This is a genomic window from Bacteroides celer (assembly GCF_002632415.2).
Lineage (GTDB): Bacteria > Bacteroidota > Bacteroidia > Bacteroidales > Bacteroidaceae > Bacteroides.
The window spans coordinates 5,889,852-5,907,440 of record NZ_CP178209.1 but is presented as its reverse complement, the minus strand read 5'-3'; the positions used below and the strand labels follow the sequence as shown (position 1 = coordinate 5,907,440).

At 46.2% G+C, this 17,589-nt stretch carries 13 protein-coding genes; 2 read left to right on the top strand and 11 right to left on the bottom strand.

The features are described 5' to 3' along the window. Positions 1-12 precede the first annotated feature (12 nt). From CJF29_RS23440 to CJF29_RS23390, 11 genes are all read right to left on the bottom strand, one after another. Entirely contained in the window at positions 13-3,426 is a 3,414-nt protein-coding gene (locus CJF29_RS23440) for a DUF2723 domain-containing protein (RefSeq protein WP_074559803.1), read from the bottom strand. Positions 3,427-3,625: 199 nt separating this feature from the next. Continuing rightward, positions 3,626-4,447 carry a metal ABC transporter ATP-binding protein gene (locus CJF29_RS23435; RefSeq protein WP_099146104.1) on the bottom strand — a complete coding sequence of 274 codons (822 nt, stop codon included), beginning with the start codon at positions 4,445-4,447 and terminating at the stop codon, positions 3,626-3,628. A gap of 37 nt (positions 4,448-4,484) precedes the next feature. Then, on the bottom strand, positions 4,485-5,414 hold the full coding sequence (locus CJF29_RS23430; RefSeq protein ID WP_099146103.1) for a metal ABC transporter solute-binding protein, Zn/Mn family: 930 nt from the start codon (positions 5,412-5,414) through the stop codon (positions 4,485-4,487). Positions 5,415-5,458: 44 nt separating this feature from the next. Next, positions 5,459-6,205 carry a tRNA (5-methylaminomethyl-2-thiouridine)(34)-methyltransferase MnmD gene (gene mnmD / locus CJF29_RS23425; RefSeq protein ID WP_099146111.1) on the bottom strand — a complete coding sequence of 249 codons (747 nt, stop codon included), beginning with the start codon at positions 6,203-6,205 and terminating at the stop codon, positions 5,459-5,461. Positions 6,206-6,266: 61 nt separating this feature from the next. Beyond that, positions 6,267-6,746 carry a YqaA family protein gene (locus CJF29_RS23420; protein WP_004296698.1) on the bottom strand — a complete coding sequence of 160 codons (480 nt, stop codon included), beginning with the start codon at positions 6,744-6,746 and terminating at the stop codon, positions 6,267-6,269. Next, positions 6,731-7,741, bottom strand: a complete 1,011-nt coding sequence (locus CJF29_RS23415; RefSeq protein WP_099146102.1) for a hypothetical protein — start codon at positions 7,739-7,741, stop codon at positions 6,731-6,733. The genes CJF29_RS23420 and CJF29_RS23415 overlap by 16 nt, the downstream gene beginning before the upstream one ends. A gap of 235 nt (positions 7,742-7,976) precedes the next feature. Further along, positions 7,977-9,251, bottom strand: a complete 1,275-nt coding sequence (purD, locus tag CJF29_RS23410; RefSeq protein WP_099146101.1) for a phosphoribosylamine--glycine ligase — start codon at positions 9,249-9,251, stop codon at positions 7,977-7,979. A gap of 65 nt (positions 9,252-9,316) precedes the next feature. Beyond that, positions 9,317-11,515 carry a S9 family peptidase gene (locus CJF29_RS23405; RefSeq protein ID WP_074559795.1) on the bottom strand — a complete coding sequence of 733 codons (2,199 nt, stop codon included), beginning with the start codon at positions 11,513-11,515 and terminating at the stop codon, positions 9,317-9,319. A 14-nt stretch (positions 11,516-11,529) separates the two neighbouring features. After that, positions 11,530-12,090 carry an ORF6N domain-containing protein gene (locus CJF29_RS23400; protein WP_004296702.1) on the bottom strand — a complete coding sequence of 187 codons (561 nt, stop codon included), beginning with the start codon at positions 12,088-12,090 and terminating at the stop codon, positions 11,530-11,532. 143 nt (positions 12,091-12,233) lie between these two features. Beyond that, a complete protein-coding gene (locus CJF29_RS23395) occupies positions 12,234-13,676 on the bottom strand; it encodes a THUMP domain-containing class I SAM-dependent RNA methyltransferase (RefSeq protein WP_004324207.1) in 1,443 nt (480 codons plus the stop codon). Between the two features lie 16 nt (positions 13,677-13,692). Next, positions 13,693-14,598 carry a serine O-acetyltransferase gene (locus CJF29_RS23390; RefSeq protein WP_004296704.1) on the bottom strand — a complete coding sequence of 302 codons (906 nt, stop codon included), beginning with the start codon at positions 14,596-14,598 and terminating at the stop codon, positions 13,693-13,695. 122 nt (positions 14,599-14,720) lie between these two features. Here CJF29_RS23390 and CJF29_RS23385 point away from each other — a divergent pair, with 122 nt between their 5' ends. Together CJF29_RS23385 and CJF29_RS23380 are read left to right on the top strand one after the other, a co-directional pair. Then, entirely contained in the window at positions 14,721-16,772 is a 2,052-nt protein-coding gene (locus CJF29_RS23385; RefSeq protein WP_099146100.1) for a tetratricopeptide repeat protein, read from the top strand. Continuing rightward, positions 16,769-17,548 (top strand): LytR/AlgR family response regulator transcription factor, encoded by a 780-nt coding sequence (locus CJF29_RS23380; protein ID WP_099146099.1) that lies wholly within the window; start codon positions 16,769-16,771, stop codon positions 17,546-17,548. Before CJF29_RS23385 ends, CJF29_RS23380 begins: the two co-directional genes overlap by 4 nt. Positions 17,549-17,589 lie beyond the last annotated feature (41 nt).

The window sequence follows — 17,589 nt, the reverse complement described above, 5'->3', positions numbered from 1 at the left end:
TTCATACCTAAATTATTTCCCTTTCATTCTCGTCACGTACTCGTTGTATAGCTGATCGAGTTGCGTAGAGTAATGTTTTGCGAGTTCTTCTGATTTGTATTTTTCCATTAGGCGGACTTCGGCGTCAAGCAAACTGGCGTTGTACACGAAGTTTTCGCTGGCAATGGCAAGCTGGTTATCGTTCAGGCTAAGATACCAGATCATGTATTCGAGCGACTTGTTGGCAAGCTCGTCGATAATCTTGTTGGCTTTCTCGTTCTGTCCCAGTTGATAATAAGACTCTGCCATTTGGAAGGCGCCATTTGCCCAGTCATACGGTACGTTGATTGCCGGAATCATCTTTTCGGCGTAATCGAGTGCAGCGAGTGCCTTGTCCTTCTTACCTTCTTTGATAAGCTGTCCTACGAGCTGCGTGAAGATACGGCGGTGCGTGTAGCACATACGCATCACGTTCTCGTCGATGTAGATACCCGGCTTGTCGATACCGCCGAACTTGAACTTGTTCATCAGGTTGTCGTACATCTTTTCACTGTCGATCTTGCTGTCCAGTTTGTCCGTATCGAACGGAGTGAAGCGGTAGGCGAGACCCTCCTGTGTGAAGTGGTTGCCCATGCCCAGATGGTTTTCGCTTCCTACGGTGATTGCCATATAGATAGGACGTTCCCAGTTAGCGTTGGCAAGCATTTCGAGCATCATCAGCTCACTCTTGTAGAGGGCGCGTTTCGGGTTGCCGTTGGCGTCTCTAAGGGTGATTGTCATGTATTCGGGGATAGAGTCGCCCAGAGCTTCCGGTATTTTCATGCCGGAGCGGCGTACGGCTTCCTTATCTATCTTCATGACGATGCTGTCCGTAGGGATGAGCGGAAGTTGTATCTCTTTTCCTGTCTTCTTGAGAAGTTCTTTCAATTGGTCGTTCTTGCCAAGCATCCAGCGGTTGATGATTTCCTTCAGTTCATAAGGATTCTCACCGAAGATGGAGTGAACGAGCGACAATATGGTAGTGTCTCCCTGTGCAGCCAATTCGTTTGCCTGTTTGAAATAGCTGTCGATAAGAGCCTTCATTTCCGGACGGATAGAGATATATTCGTTTTGTCCTTCCACGTATTCCACACGGTCCCAAGTGATAGGGAGTGACGGAGAATCGTAGGCCGGACGTTTCATCTGGTCGATATACCAGTCGGTTTGCAGGTAACTTAAGTTACAGGTACGGGCATCCGTGCGGAAACCTTCCGTTTCCTGATTGTACCACAATGGGAAGGTATCGTTATCACCATTGGTGTAGATAATCGGGTTGCCTTCTTCCTGCAAAGTCATCAGGTAGTTCTGTCCGAAGTCGCGGGCAACGAAGCGTCCGCTGCGGTCGTGGTCATCCCATGTCTGTCCCGCCATCTGGATGGGGACGAACAAACAGAGCACAGAAGCCAGAACGGCTGCCGGAAGTTCCTGCATCTTGGCATAATCCCGCAACATACGGATGATGCCTGCCACTCCCATACCTACCCAGATAGCAAAGGCGTAGAACGAACCGGCATACGCATAGTCTCGTTCACGGGGTTGCGCAGGAGTTTGGTTGAGGTAGAGTACGATAGCGATACCTGTCATAAAGAACAGGAAGAATACCACCCAGAATTGCTGGATGCCTCGCTGGCTATGGTAAGCCTGCCAGAAGAGTCCGATCAAACCGAGAATCAGCGGCAGACAGTAGAATACATTATGACCTTTATTGTTTTTGAGATCTTGCGGAAGCAATTCCTGGTTACCTACCAGCAGGTTGTCGATAAACGGAATACCGGTGATCCAATTGCCGTGCTCGATTTCTCCGCTACCCTGTATGTCATTCTGCCGTCCGGCAAAGTTCCACATGAAGTAACGCCAGTACATGAAGTTCAACTGGTAGGAGAAGAAGAATTTGATATTTTCCCATTGGGTAGGCATGTTTACCATCACCATTTCTCCACACTGGTCATAAGGAACGTCATATCCCTTGATGTCCACCCATTGTTTGTAGAGCGGTGCGTGTGACGAACTGTACATACGCGGGAAAAGCATATTCTGTGCATATTCGTATTCCACACGTCCGGGAAGTTCGATATAAGAGTCTTTTTCGTCGGGCGAAGTCTTTTCCTTGCGGACAAACTTGCTTCCTGCTTCCGACTGGCGCGGGATGCAATATCCGTCTTTTACATCGAGTGCCACTTTCGAAGAGAAGGCAGGACCGTAGAAAAGCGGGCGGGTTCCGTATTGTTCACGACCGAGATATTCGCCCAGTGTGAATATATCTTCCGGTGAGTTCTGGTCCATCGGAGTGTTGGCAGTAGAACGGATAACGATCAGTGCATAAGAAGAATATCCGATTACGATCATCATGGTGCACAGCAAAGCCGTGTTCATGGTGCGGGCGGTGATACGCCATCTCTCTTTGATCTTGGCCTGTACACTCGGAGCGAGGTAAAGTCCCAGTGCGGCGATCACCAAAATACCGATGATGATACTGCTGGCTCCGTGTCCGTAGAACGGGATACCCAGTAGAGCAATCGTCAGGATAAAGGAGATAGCCATGCGTGTTTTGCTCTTTTCGGTATAGCTTTCGTATACGCCCCAGATTAGAGCGGCTGCAAGCAGGATGATGTAAACCACTACACCTGAATTGAACGACATTCCGAGTCCGTTGACAAACAACAGCTCAAACCAGCCGCCTACTTTCACAATACCCGGTACGATGCCGTATAGCACAGCAGCAACGAGCACCATTGAACCGCAGAGAGCGATTAACGAACCTTTGGCAGTAGCGTTTGGAGTTTTCTTGTAGTAGTATACCAATACGATGGCGGGCAGACAAAGCAGGTTCAGCAGGTGGACACCGATACTTAATCCCGTCAGATAGGCGATGAGGATAATCCAGCGGTCGCTATGAGGCTGGTCGGCCACGTCTTCCCATTTCAAAATCAACCAGAAAACGACAGCGGTAAACAGGGAGGAGAAGGCATATACTTCACCTTCTACAGCGGAGAACCAGAATGTGTCACTGAACGTATAGACCAGTGCACCCACCAGTCCGCTACCCATAATCGTGATAAGCTGTCCTTTGGTGATATTGTTTTCGTCAGTGATAATCAATTTGCGTACCAGATGGGTGATGCTCCAGAAAAGGAACAAGATACAGGCACCGCTCATCAGGGCGCTCATGTAGTTCACCATTTTCGCAACGGTTGTTACGTCGGAAGCAAATTGAGTAAACAGGTTCGCCATCAGCATGAAGAAAGGTGCGCCGGGCGGGTGTCCGACTTCCAGTTTATAGCCGGTGGTTATGAACTCCGGGCAATCCCAGAAACTTGCGGTTGGTTCTATTGTCAGGCAGTAGACGGTTGCCGCAATGATGAATGTAAGCCAACCCATAAGGTTGTTTACGGTTCTGTACTGTTTCATTAGCACTATCGTAGTTTATTCGTTAAAAACAAATTATGAGGTCGCAAAGATAGTGATTTGTAAGGATAATGAGGAAGAAAGTAAGAAATATTAAGTAACAAAGGGGTGATTTACTATCTCTTTCACTCTTCCGGGAGGCAGCAGAGAGGGAAGATACATTTTAAAACAAGATAGCCGGATATCTATATAAAGTCTATGTTTAATGATGGTGATGATGCTCTCCTAAAACCCGGTGAGGCAATGTACCGTGTCCCAATAGCTCGATAGGGCAGTTGAAGTTCCTTTCCAGCCATTCGGTAGTGACGCCTGTATCCGGATGGTAATCCAGCGTTTCGTTGACACAAGCGATGGATTTTACTTGTTGTAGCACGGTACCGATATCATGGCTGACAAGGATGATGGCACACCCTTTATTGATTTCAGCCAATAACTCATAAAGACGCGCTTCGAAACGCTTGTCGATATACGTGCTGGGCTCATCGAGAATCAATACCGCAGGGTCGGAGATGATGGCGCGTCCCAACAGGGCACGTTGCAGTTGTCCGCCGCTTAATTGTCCGATAGAACGGTGTTCGAGGCCTTCGAGCCCCATGCGGGAAATAATCTGTCTGCCTTTCTCCTTCTGTTCGGGAGTGAATCGGGAAGTGAGTGACTTTTGTATGCTCAATCCGGATAGAATCACTTCTTCCACGGAAATAGGAAACTTCCGGTCTATGGTGCTGTATTGAGGCAGATAACCGAGGAGGGGAGAGGATTTTGCGGAAGAACTTTGCCGGGAACTTTTGGCAGATGGTTTTGCAGAAGTCTCTTCAGGGGTCTCTTCAGGTGTATGGAATATAATTTCCCCTCCCGTTGGCTTCAACAGACCGAGGATGCACTTTATAAGCGTTGTTTTGCCGCCTCCGTTCGGACCTATAATACCTAGAAAATCCCGTTCGTAGATGCTTAGATTAACATCGTGAAGAACAATGCGGCCGTCATATCCGGCAGAAAGATTCTTTATTTCGATTATTGGTTTCATCGTTGGAAATGGCTTGATGGGTTCTTTCTTTATACGTTTATTTTGTTGCCGCCTGTGGCGCAAGGGCTTTGGCTACATTCAGCATTTCTTCTTCCCAGTCGTAACTTAGCGGATTGATAGGGATCACTTTCGTTCCGGTTTGCTGCGCGATGGTTTCCGCATTGCGTTTGTCAAATTCCGGTTGCACAAAGATAACGCGTACATCTTCTGCCTGACACAGGTCTATCAAGGCTTTCAGATGGGCGGGGGAAGGCTCTTTGCCTCCTTCTTCGATGGAAATCTGATGCAATCCGTAGTCGCGGGCGAAGTAGGAGAGGGCCGGATGATAAATCATGAAGGCTTTGGCTGCTTCGGGAACGGAGAGTTGACGGCGAATCAGGCTGTCGGTGTGCTGGATGCGCTGGCAGAGCGAATCGTAACGGTTTCTGTAGTATACTTCATTTGCCTTATCCAGTTGGCTAAGGGCTTTGTAGGTGTTTCCTGCAATGATTAAAGCATTACCGGTGGAATTCCATACGTGCGGCTCTACGGCGTGGATATGTCCGTCGTGGCTGTTATGTCCGTGGGTGTGGTCGTGATCATCATTGTTGAGTATGAGGTCGATCCCTTTGGAGGTGTCGAACACTTGGATATGGGGGGTATTGTTCATTAAACGATCCATCCAGGTCTGTTCGAAGCCGATGTATCCGATGCGGAAATAAGCTTTGCTGTCTCCCAGAGAAACAAGTTGTTGGGGGACAGGATCATAGGTTTCCGGGCTGGAACCTTTGGGGACCATGCTGACTACTTTAAATTTATCTCCGGCAATAGCTTCCGTGAAATAACGTTGCGGTTCCAGGGTGACGGTAATCACCGGTTTTGCTTCGTCATCGTTGCTTGCTTGGGAAGAGCGTCCTGTGCAGGCTGCCATTAGGAGGCAGGCACTAAGGAGGAAAAGGGTTCTCATATCTTTTAGTTGTTTTTTCATGACTTCTTCTATTTCGGGGGTTCTTTTTTATCTTGTTTCTATTCTTATTTTCGGGCCCGTAATATTTCCCGTTTACCACCCGGAGGTCCGGGCAGACGTTCTACTGTGAATCCGGCTGTCTGTAACATCCGGCGGACGACACCTTTGGCGCAGTAAGTGGTCAGGATGCCGTCTCTATCTAATAAAACGTAGAGGCGGTTGAATAGTTCTTGCGACCACATTTCCGGTTGCTTTTCCGGTGCAAAGGCATCGAAGTAAATGAGGTTAAATGAAGGATTCAAGGCAGGTGATTCGGCGTTGGTTACGCTATCATTGACATTGCTCATTGTTCGTTCTCTGTTCTCAACCCATTTGTTTACGTCTGTCTCTACTTTCCGTAGGGTGAAGTGTGGAGTGAGTTGCACGTCTTTCTCCCAAGGTGATGTATGAAGTTGCTTAAACAATTCGATAGCCGGTTGCTGCCGGGCGGTCGTCGTTAATTGTTCATCATTGGAGATATATCCTAATTGCTCTATCGTCTGCCATTCCAGTGGATAGAGTTCCAATCCTGTATAGTGTATATTCCGTCTGCTTCTTTCTGCTTCTTCGAGGGTGAGCCAGGCGTTTAGCCCTGTCCCGAAGCCGATCTCAAGAATATGCGGAGTAGTGGCGGAAGAGGCTTTAAGTCCCATATCGATGAAAATATGTTGAGACTCCGTGCGTGCCCCTTTCGTTGAATGATAATGTTCATTCAATTCCGGAACAAACAGGGTAGCGCTCCCGTCGTCGGTTTTCTCAATAATCCTTTCCATCATACAATCTCTAATGCTTACTGTCTAACGTCTAATCCTTTTTACCTGATATTTAAAATCCTTACCCTGCTATAGCGTCCCAGGCACTTTCGAGTGCATACAGGAGAAGAATATAACGTATCAGTTTGCCGACAAACATGGAAACTATGGTGAGCCATGTGTTGCTTCGCATAAATCCCAGTGCAATGGCTATCACTTCCCCAATAGCGGGAAGAAAGGTGAAGAAGGCCATCAATGCTCCTTTTCCTTGCAGGAATTTCACCATTTTGTCTACTTTCTCTTTCTTTACCTTGAAATATTTCTCGATCCAACTGATTTTGCCCAAACGCCCCATGTAGTAGCAAGTCATTCCGCCTACTGTGTTGCCCAGAGTGGCGGAGATCAGACAGGCTATCGGGGGCAGACCGAGTTTCACCAGTGCCACCAGTACCAGTTCGGAACTGAAAGGCACGATGCTCCCAGCCAGTAAAGCCGAGATGAATAATCCCGGGAGTCCCCATTCTATGAGGAGTTGTATCGTTGAATCTATAAAAGCGTCCATATATTAAAAGCGAATAAGAGGATGAGACCGACCAATGAAATGATGAAAAACACATTCGAACTTTTACTATTGGTCAGTACAAAGAAATGTCCGATCAGGATGCTGTTGCTTATGATAAGCAAAGGCAATAGGGCACTGCAATATATCGGTTGCAGGGCAATCAGCAGGAACAGGAAAATCGTCAGGTCTATCAGGAATTGGAGATAGGCGCGTGTGCGTATCTTATCCTCAAATCCGGCGGCGATGCAATGGACGGTACTGACGATGAACATCACCAACAGATAGCCGAGTATTGCCAGTTCCCAAGGCTGGAGGATTTGCAGGTTGAAGAATTCCCCGATAGTTAGTAGCTGATTGAAAGGGCGATAGAACAACTCCATCTCGTTGTAGAAGAAGGCGTGTCCGAACAGCATCCAGTATGGCAGCATCCATCCGAGCAGCGCACCGCAGAAACTACGCGGAGTGAGCGACTGGAAACGGTAGGCTTCGAGCAACCAAAGCACTGAGAGGATGGTGAACTGTGGGAACAGAATACTTCCCGCTCCGATAAAGAAGAAGGAGTAGAATAAATAACCCGCAGCTTGAGTTTGCTGATAGCTTTTAAACAGAAAATAAATGGAAATGAGAAAGCCCAGGGCAACAATATCTCCTGTATATAGGAAATGCATTTTCGGGCAGACGGTGACCAGCAGGAAATAGATAGCCGTCTGCATGGAAGCCCTCATACGGATAATGCTGAACTGATTGTTCAGCTCTATCAGAAAGTAACCGATGGTTGCATAAATCAGGAAGCTGACAATCCGGTCTGCCCACCCCGGAAGCAGAAAATCGCGGGCGGGTTGCCAGGCAGAAGGGCTGCCTTCGAGTACGGTTGAGGCTATGGAACCGGGAAATAAAAAGTAAGTCAACACCCAGCACAGGGCGCAGATAAAGATAACGGCAGGCAGGGTCCACCGTCCTGCCGTCACTTGACTTTGTAGTCTTTTATTTCTCATGAGTTTATTACTTGTTATCTCTTGATACTATAGGTACATTCGGTTGATATTCTGGATATTAATATCCTGCATGCTTGATGTTAACAACCATCCTGTCAGCTGTTAATACCTGATTCCTCAAGTATTAACAATTGTCGTCTAAACTATTAATACTTGATAACTCAACTATTAATGCTTGACAAGTCATGGTGTTCAACGCTATGCGGAATAGGGCTACTTGCGTGCGAAACTTGAATTACAAATCGAATCCGATATCGCGGCGGAAATACTTCTTGTCGAAGTCGATCATGTCTGCCACTTTGTAGCTCTGTGCCAGTGCCTCTTCTTTCGTTGCACCGTAAGAGCAAACGGCAATCACACGTCCTCCGTTCGTCACTACTTGTCCGTCTTTCATGGCTGTTCCGGCATGGAAAATGATACTGTCGGTAGCGGCAGCCTGTTCCAGTCCTCTGATAGGGAATCCTTTTTCGTAGGCTTCGGGATAACCGCCGCTGACAAGGATGACACAGCCGGCTGAACGTGGGTCCATAACCAGTGTTTTTTCGTTCAGGTTGCCTGCGGCAGTGCCTTCAAGCAGTTCTACGAAGTCGCTCTGGATACGGAGCATCACGCTTTCTGTTTCCGGGTCGCCCATGCGGACGTTGTATTCGATCACCATCGGTTCACCTTTCACCTTGATAAGACCGAGGAAGATGAAGCCTTTGTAAGTGATGTTTTCTTCTTTCAGGCCGTTGATGGTCGGTTCGATGATGCGTGTGCGTACTTTCTCCATAAATACTTCATCGGCAAACGGAACGGGGGTTACGCTACCCATACCGCCTGTATTTAGTCCTTTATCGCCTTCACCGATGCGTTTGTAGTCTTTGGCTACGGGGAGGACTTTATAGTGTTCTCCGTCTGTCAGTACGAATACAGAGCACTCGATACCGCTTAGGAACTCTTCGATTACAACGGTTGCCGATGCAGAGCCGAACATGCCACCCAGCATTTCTTTCAGTTCTACTTTAGCTTCGTCCAGTGTAGGGAGGATAAGTACTCCTTTTCCGGCACAAAGACCATCAGCCTTCAATACGTATGGAGCTTCCAGCGTTTCGAGGAAAGCGAGACCTTCTTCGAGGTTTGCCGAAGTGATGCTTTTGTAGCGGGCTGTCGGGATGTTGTGGCGCATCATGAAGCCTTTGGCAAACTCCTTGCTTCCTTCCAGTTCTGCTCCTTGAGCCGAAGGACCGATAACGGCAATATGCTTTAGCTCCGGACGGTTCTGGAAGTAGTCGTAGATTCCTTCTACCAACGGATCTTCGGGGCCTACTACTACCATTTGAATGTTCTCTTTCAGAGCGAAAGCGCTGATGGCTTCAAAATCGGTTGCTTTGATGTTGACATTCTCGCCTACGGCAGTTGTTCCGGCATTTCCCGGAGCAATGTACAGTTTTTCAACTTTCGGACTTTGGGCAATTTTCCATGCCAGTGCATGTTCGCGGCCGCCCGAGCCAAGTAATAATATCTTCATCTTTGTGCTATTATAAGTTATACTGTTATATATGATTCGTATAGATGCGGTGGACTTCACAGGTTTTATAAGTTCTGCTCAAAGTACCGGGTGATTTTCTCGTGCAGATGTACACGGTCGCGGCCTGCTACGTTGTGCTTGTGGCACGGGTAGATAAACAGGTCGGGATAAGTGCGGGCATCTACACAGGCTTTCATAAACGAGAGGGTGTGCTGTGGCACGCAGGTATCGTCATGATCGTCGTGAATAATCAACAGGTGACCTTTCAGTTGACCGGCAAGATTCTTCAGGTTACATTCTTTGTAGCCTTCCGGATTGCTTTCCGGTGTGTCCATATAGCGTTCGCCGTACATTATTTCATAGTAACCCCAGTCGATTACCGGACCTCCGGCAACGCCTACTTTGAATATCTCCGGGTAACGGAGCATCAGGGCGGTAGTCATGTGACCTCCAAAACTCCATCCGTGTACGCCGATGCGCTCGCTGTCTACGTAGGGGAGGGATTTCAGGAATTCAACGCCTTTTACCTGGTCTTTGCCTTCTTCGATACCGAGACGGCGGAAGGTGGCATTTTCAAATGTTAGTCCGCGGTTGCTGCTACCGCGATTGTCGATGGTGAACATGATATAGCCTTTGCTTGCCATGTATGTGTCCCATCCGCGTGCGCCGTTCTGCCATCCTCCGGTGACGCATTGCGCGTGAGGGCCTCCGTAGACATATACGATTACGGGATATTTCTTAGCCGGATCGAAGTTTGCCGGCTTCATCAGGCGGTAATGCAGGTCGGTAGTGCCGTCTGCCGCTTTGATTGTTCCGGTTTCGATGCTTGGCATCTGGTATCCGTCGTAAGGATTTTCGGCTGTCAGCAAGTTGGCTGTTTCTTTGAAGTTTTTGGTGTCTACCAGGTTGATGACGCGGGGTTGGTCTTTGGTGGAATAACGGTCGATAAGGTATGTACCAGAGGCGCTAAGTGTTCCGCTATGTTCGCTTTCCTTGCAGTTCTCGAACGGCTGGCTTATCTTTCCATTACTTACGTTTACTGCAAAATGGCCGCTTCTCAAGCCTTCTACGGCAGTGAAGATGACCTCTTTACGCTTTGTGTTGAATCCTAGGATTTCGCTGACCAGCCAGTTGCCTTTGGTTAGCTGTTTTACTTTACCGGCCTGGAAATAACTACCGCCGTTGGCACTATTATAGGTTTCACCTTTCATGTTTGCTGCATTTGTCTCAAAGAGATAAAGGTGATTGTAGCCGTCACGCTGACTTTGATAGATGAACTTGGTAGGGTCCCACGGCAAAAATACGATGGGGTTTTGCGGTTCAACGTATTTAGGGTGCATTTCTTCATAGAGAACTCCCATGGGTTCTCCTGTCTCTGCGTTGTACTGGCAGAGTTTGGCATGATTCTGGTCGCGGTTTACTTCGATCAGGTAGAGGCTCTTTTCATCCGGTGCCCAGCTGATGTTAGTGAAATAACGGTCTGTCGGATCGCCTGCATTCAGATAAATGCTTTTACCGGTAGCAGGGTTGTAAATGCCTACTTTTACCTGATGGCTCGTCATTCCTGCCATCGGATAGCGTACGTTATTTACTTCGCCTACACGTGCAGTGATGTCTACAAGCGGGTATTGTGTCACCATGCTTTCATCCATACGGTAGAAAGCGAGCAGGTTGCCTTTCGGACTCCAGAAAGTTCCTTTGTTGATACCGAATTCATTGCGGTGCACTGTTTGTCCGCAAACGATGCCTTCGGGTTCATTGGTTACTGCTTTCTCATTCACATATAGATTGTTATCTATCGTGTAAGCCACATTTTCACTGGCTGCGCAATAGTCTTCATTATTTGCCCCGTCCTTTGGTTTGAAAGTGCTGACAACCTGATTGTTCTTGAAATCATATACAATGAACTTTCCTGCTATCGTGAATAGCATTTGTGCCTTGTCTGTCCATGGAAAACGGACGGAATACAGGTGTGATAATTTTCCTGCTTTGTTTTCTTCAAGCACTTTGTTGATTTGCTCGCGAGTGATAACCATTGTTTCTTTCCCGGTTTTGGGTTGAATTGAATAAAGGGTATCTACTCCTGGCTTGATACATTCGTCGCCCCACCATTGCAGCCCGTACAGGTTTTCTGCATAGAGGTAACTCTCGCCGCCCGGAATCAGTTCTTCCAGCGTCGGTTTTTTGGTTTCTTGTGCCATAACATTGAATCCGATTGGTAGTGCCAACAATAACAGAATGGCTCTTTTTCCAATTTTACTCATTGCTCTTTTCTTTATTATTTGTTTTTAAATCCTTCTATTTTTACTCTGTCCAAAGGAGTCTGTCTTGATTGGATAATTGCACTTATTTTAGCAAAGGCATTAAATAGGTCGTCAAATTGTTTTTCGTAACTTTCCCTATCAGAAGTAATATCTTCTTCGAGATATTCGATGCGTTGTTTTAATTCTTCCAACTCCTTTTTAGGTATATTGGATAGAAGATATTGGCGCATACGTACAAAAGCACGGATAATATTGATATTTACTTCCACAGCGGTCTTGGACTTGAGGACGCTGGATAACATAACTATACCATATTCAGTAAATGCAAACGGAAGATATTTGATGTTATATCCTTGTCCTGTTTTCAAGGTCGCAATTTGCGACCTTGAAATTGCAACTTCTTCTTTTGTTAGCTCGAACATGAATTCAGCAGGAAAGCGTTCAATATTACGACGTACTTGTTCCTTGAGTCGTTTAGTTTCAACTCCATACATTTCTGCCAAATCAAAGTCAAGCATAACTTTTTGCCCTCTGATTTCGTATATTTTGTTTTCTATAATAGCTATATCATCCATTTTTTTGTTTAGACAGGTTCCAATTTGTGACTGAACATTAGAACTATGATGTAAACTTGAAGTTCCAATTTGGAACTTCAAGTTTTTAATTAATTATTAACTAGTGAATTACAGGGTGAATAAGTTGTTGGGATTATAACCGTTTATTCCTCTTCCTTCTTCGGAATCCTCGGCTCCCGGTTTCCCCTAAATTCTCTTGGCCCTCTTGAATCTCTTCCTCCGCGGAATTCTCCCCGTGGTTTTCTATCTCTTTCATCGCCACCTTTGAAGTCGCCACCTTCTCTGCGTGGCTTGTATTCTCCCTCTCTGCGAGGTCTGGATTCGCCGTCCCGACGCGGCTTGAACTCACCTTCGCGGCGTGGCTTAAATTCTTTTCTTTCTCTGAATCTTGGAGCTTGTTCTCCTTCACCCTCTTTCTTCTCTTCGCCCTCTTCCTGGCTCTTGAACTCTTTATATTTTCCGTCAAAAATCTCATATTTGCGGAATTCACACTCCAACGGTCCATTGAACAAAGGAACCTTCTGGCTTGCCTTCAAGCCAATCTGGTCGAAACACTCTTCCCGATAAGAAAGCACCCATGCTTCGTTTCCTACAAATGCATGTTTCAGACGTTCGCCGATCATCTGGTAAAGACCGAGCAAATCATTCGTAGAGATACGTTCCCCATAAGGAGGATTGGTGATGATGATTGATTTCTCTTTCGGCTGTTCGAACTGCTGGAACGGTTGCAATTTTAGCACGATATCTTTCGATACACCGGCAGCTTTTATATTGTGAGTTGCAATCTCATTCGCTTTCGGATTGTTGTCATACCCATAAATCTTATGAGTAAACTCACGCTCCTGACTGTCGTCATTGTAAATCTCATCAAACATATCCGCATCGAAATCCACCCATTTCTCGAAAGCAAACCCTTTACGGAATACTCCCGGAGCGATATTCTTAGCAATCAGTGCGGCTTCTACAGGGATAGTACCCGAACCACACATCGGATCGATCAGATCACATTCTCCACGCCATCCGGTCATTAAAATCATGCCGGCAGCCAATACCTCATTCAACGGAGCTTCTACCGCTTCCTGGCGATAACCGCGACGGTGAAGTGATTCTCCGGACGAGTCCAACGACAAGGTACAGGTAGTCTGTGCAATATGAATGTTCAGAAGTACATCCGGGTTGTTGATGCGTACCGACGGACGTTTACCCGTTTTCTCGCGGAAGTAGTCCACAATCGCATCTTTCACCTTGTACGAAACGAATTTCGAATGGCGGAACTCCTCACTGAATACTACTGCGTCGATAGCAAATGTCTTGTTCACATCGAGATATTCTTCCCATGGAATAGCCTGTATTTGATTGTAAACCTCGTCAGCATCTTTGGCCGTAAAGTTCTTGATGGGTTTCAGGATACGGATGGCGGTACGTAGACAGAAATTAGCCTTGTACATCATACGTTTATCTCCTGTAAATGAAACCATACGACGTCCTATTTGAATGTCGTTGGCTCCTAATGCTGTCAGTTCTTCTGCAAGTATCTCTTCCAGTCCCTGGAAAGTCTTGGCTATCATCTCGAATTGTTCGCTCATATAGATTCTTTTGATTTTATTTTTTTGCTTTAGTTTGTACGATTCTTGCTCCTGCGGGCACGTTTTCCGTTACCCAGATATTACCGCCTACGGTTGCATCACGCCCGATGGTGATTCTTCCCAGAATAGTGGCGTTGGAATAAACAATTACATTGTCTTCCAGGATCGGATGGCGGGGGATTCCCTTGATAGGTTTTCCGTCGGCATCCAGCGGGAAACTCTTGGCTCCCAGCGTGACACCCTGATATAGTTTGACGTTGTTTCCGATGATACTCGTGGCGCCGATTACGACACCCGTACCATGGTCGATGGTGAAGTGAGTGCCAATCTTTGCGGCCGGATGGATATCAATTCCCGTTTCGCTATGCGCCATCTCCGTGATGATACGGGGAATCAGAGGAACACCCAGTTCCAGCAATTCATGCGCGATACGGTAATTGCTGATCGCTTTAATGGCCGGATAACAGAATATGACCTCTCCATAGCTTTCGGCAGCCGGGTCACCGTTGTAGGCGGCTTCCACATCCGTTGCCAGTATCCTCCTCATGGCGGGTAACTTACTGATGAATTTAGCAGCAAGACGTGCAGCTTCTTCTCGTTTGGAGTCGGAGCAGACGTTGCATTTCCCCTCTATGGAAGTGCTAAAACATAATCCGGCCAGGATTTGCTCACAAAGTAAATCAAACAATTTTTCAATGTTTACACCGATGTGATAATTGATGGTCCGGCTGTTAATAGTAGAATTTCCGTAATATCCGGGGAAAAGAATGGAGCGTGAAAGCTCAATAATTTCATACAAGACTTTTGCAGAGGGCAGTGGTTCGCCATCTTTGTGCTGATGAAACAGTCCTTTATAAGATTCGCTTTCCGATAGCTCATCGACTGCCTGTGTCAAAATGTGGGTGAAGTTCAGTGGACTCATTAGGTCAGTTGCTCATATTTATATGGGCACAAAGGTATTAAAAAAATAATAAAATTCGCTGGGATTCAGGATAAATAATGTATTTTTGTCACATTCAAAACATGACATGAATAAGGGGACTGATGAATCAGAAGACTGCTATGAAACTATTTGGACTGTTGGGGCTGTTGATGTTGTTGAGTTGCGGATATGCTGATAGACACCGCAATAGCTCTTCATGCGAACAGGCGTTGGTTGATTCTTTGGAAGTTCGTGTGCAGGATTCGCTGTTTTCCAATGTGCATTATTCCCGCTCACAACTGCTTGAGGCACTGATGCAGACGCAAGATTCCCTGGTTTATTATCGTCTGCTCGCCCTTTACGGGAAAACATTCTTTGTCTCTTCCGATTTTGATTCTATACTCTATTACAACCGCCGGGTAAAAGAATTTTCCTGCAATGCTTCCCAATCTTCTGAATCTCTCCAATCTCCGCAATGGAATGATGTATTGTCCGATGTCTATAATATCGAAGGCAACGTATGGATGCAACTGAACCGCCCTGATTCTGCAATTATCGACTATAAGAAAGCCTATGGATATCGCCTGAAAGGAAAAAGACTACACCTGCTTCCGGATATTTGTATCAATATCGCTGATGCCTATCTGCATCGCAGTGACTTGGCGCACACTGCTTCGTATTACCGGCGCGCCCTGTTTCTCTGCGATTCTTTGAACTTGTCCGAGCACACGAAATTTCCTGTCTACTACGGATTGGGGCAGACTTACATGGAACTGCGTGATTTCGATTTATCCAATCATTACTATGAATTGGCCGGGCAGTTCTTCGATGAAATGAACGTGAGCGAGCAATGGACCTATCTCAACAATCGCGGCAACCATTATTATTACCGGAAAAACTATCAGGAAGCTTTGAAATATATGCGTAGGGCCAATGCACTCGTATCTTCTTATCCGCAGATGGTGTTTGAACAGAACTTTATCAAAGTAAATCTGGGAGAATTGTACTTGTTGACTGACAAACTGGACTCCGCACAGATCTGCCTGGACGAAAGTTATCGTTTCTTCTCCGATATACAGCATAACTCGGCCATTCATTACATTGAAACCCAGATGATTGAACTGGCATTGAAGAAAGGAAATATAGCCCAAGCGAAAACTATGATCGCCCGGACTGCTCCTGTGGGGCATCTTGACGCCAATATGCTAACTATACGCAATCAGTATCTGCAACATTATTTTGAGCATACCGGTGATTACCGTCGTGCCTATGAATACCTGAAACGTGATTGCCATTTGGACGATTCCATTCGGAGCGAACGGATACAGATGCGTGTTGCCGAATTGGATATGCGTTACCGGCAGGATACGATAGTACTTCGTAAGGAAATGAAGATTCAGCAGCAGGCAGCAGAGATGAGAGTGCTCAAATTGAGCGTATCTATCTGGGTACTTGTCTGCGTGTTGCTTGTGGCAGGGGTAGTGGTAGTTGTCTGGTATATGCGTAAAAAGAGGGAGTTTCTTCGCCAGCGTTTCTTCCAGCAAATCAACCGTGTCCGCATGGAGAATTTGAGAAGCCGGATTTCTCCTCATTTTACTTTTAATGTACTGGGACGTGAGATCAATCAGTTTAACGGCTCGGAAGAGGTGAAACATAATCTGATGGAACTGGTGAAATATCTCCGTCGTAGCCTCGAACTTACCGAGAAATTGAGTGTATCTTTGCAAGACGAACTGGATTTCGTGCATACATACATCGAACTGGAACGTGGGCGTGTCGGAGAAGATTTTGTCGCAACAATCACATTGGAGGAGGGTTTAGATGCAACCCGCATCATGATTCCGTCTATGATTGTGCAAATTCCGGCGGAGAATGCTATTAAACATGGACTGGCGGGAAAGGACGGAAAAAAGGAGCTAATGGTATATGTTTCCCGTGAAACAAATGGGATTCGTATAACGGTTACCGACAACGGACGCGGGTATCTCCCGCAGGTAGTTTCCGCCACACGGGGTACTGGTACAGGATTGAAAGTGTTGTATCAGACCATTCAATTACTGAATACAAAGAATAAGAGTGATAAAATACGTTTTAATATAACCAACAGAAGCGATGGACAAACCGGTACGGAAGTGTCGGTATATATCCCGTTTCGTTTTTCTTATGATTTATGATGGAGACAGAAGAAAAGTATAAGGTAGTCATCGTTGACGATGAACGTACAGCGATTGATGCTTTGCGCCGAGAGTTGGAGCCCTATCGTGAATTTGAAGTAAAAGGAATCGCAGGGAATGGTGCAAAGGGTAAAAAGATGATTATGGAGTTGCATCCGGACTTATTGTTTCTTGATGTGGAACTTCCGGATACGTTGGGACTCAATCTATTAAGTGAAATCAGGGAGGATATTTTGTGGGATATGAAGGTCGTATTTTACACCTCTTATGACAAATACTTGCTTCAGGCGTTGCGTGAGTCGGCTTTCGACTTCCTGCTGAAGCCTTTTGAAGCGGAAGACCTGAAAGTAATTATAGACCGTTACCGGAAGGCTATGACCTCTACTTCGCTTCCTCTTTTGCCTTCTTTTGCTTCTTCCATTAGTGCATTGATGCCCCAGCAAGGCATGTTTATGATTAGCACAGTGACAGGCTTCAAGCTTTTGCGGCTGGAAGAAATCGGTTTTTTTGAATATCTGAAAGACAAACGTCAATGGCAGGTGGTCTTGTTTAATCAAACTTGTCTGAATTTGAAGCGAAATACCAAAGCAGAAGATATTATCAGTTATTCACAAGCTTTTGTACAGATTAGCCAATCTGCTATTGTAAATGTTAATTATCTGGCAATGATTGATGGTAAATGCTGTCAACTTTATCCGCCTTTTCACGATAAGAACGATTTGGTTATTTCCCGAAGTTATCTAAAAGAACTGCAAGAGCGTTTCTTTGTTTTGTAATGTAGACCTCATATTATGAAATACGCCACTTCTTCAGCAGA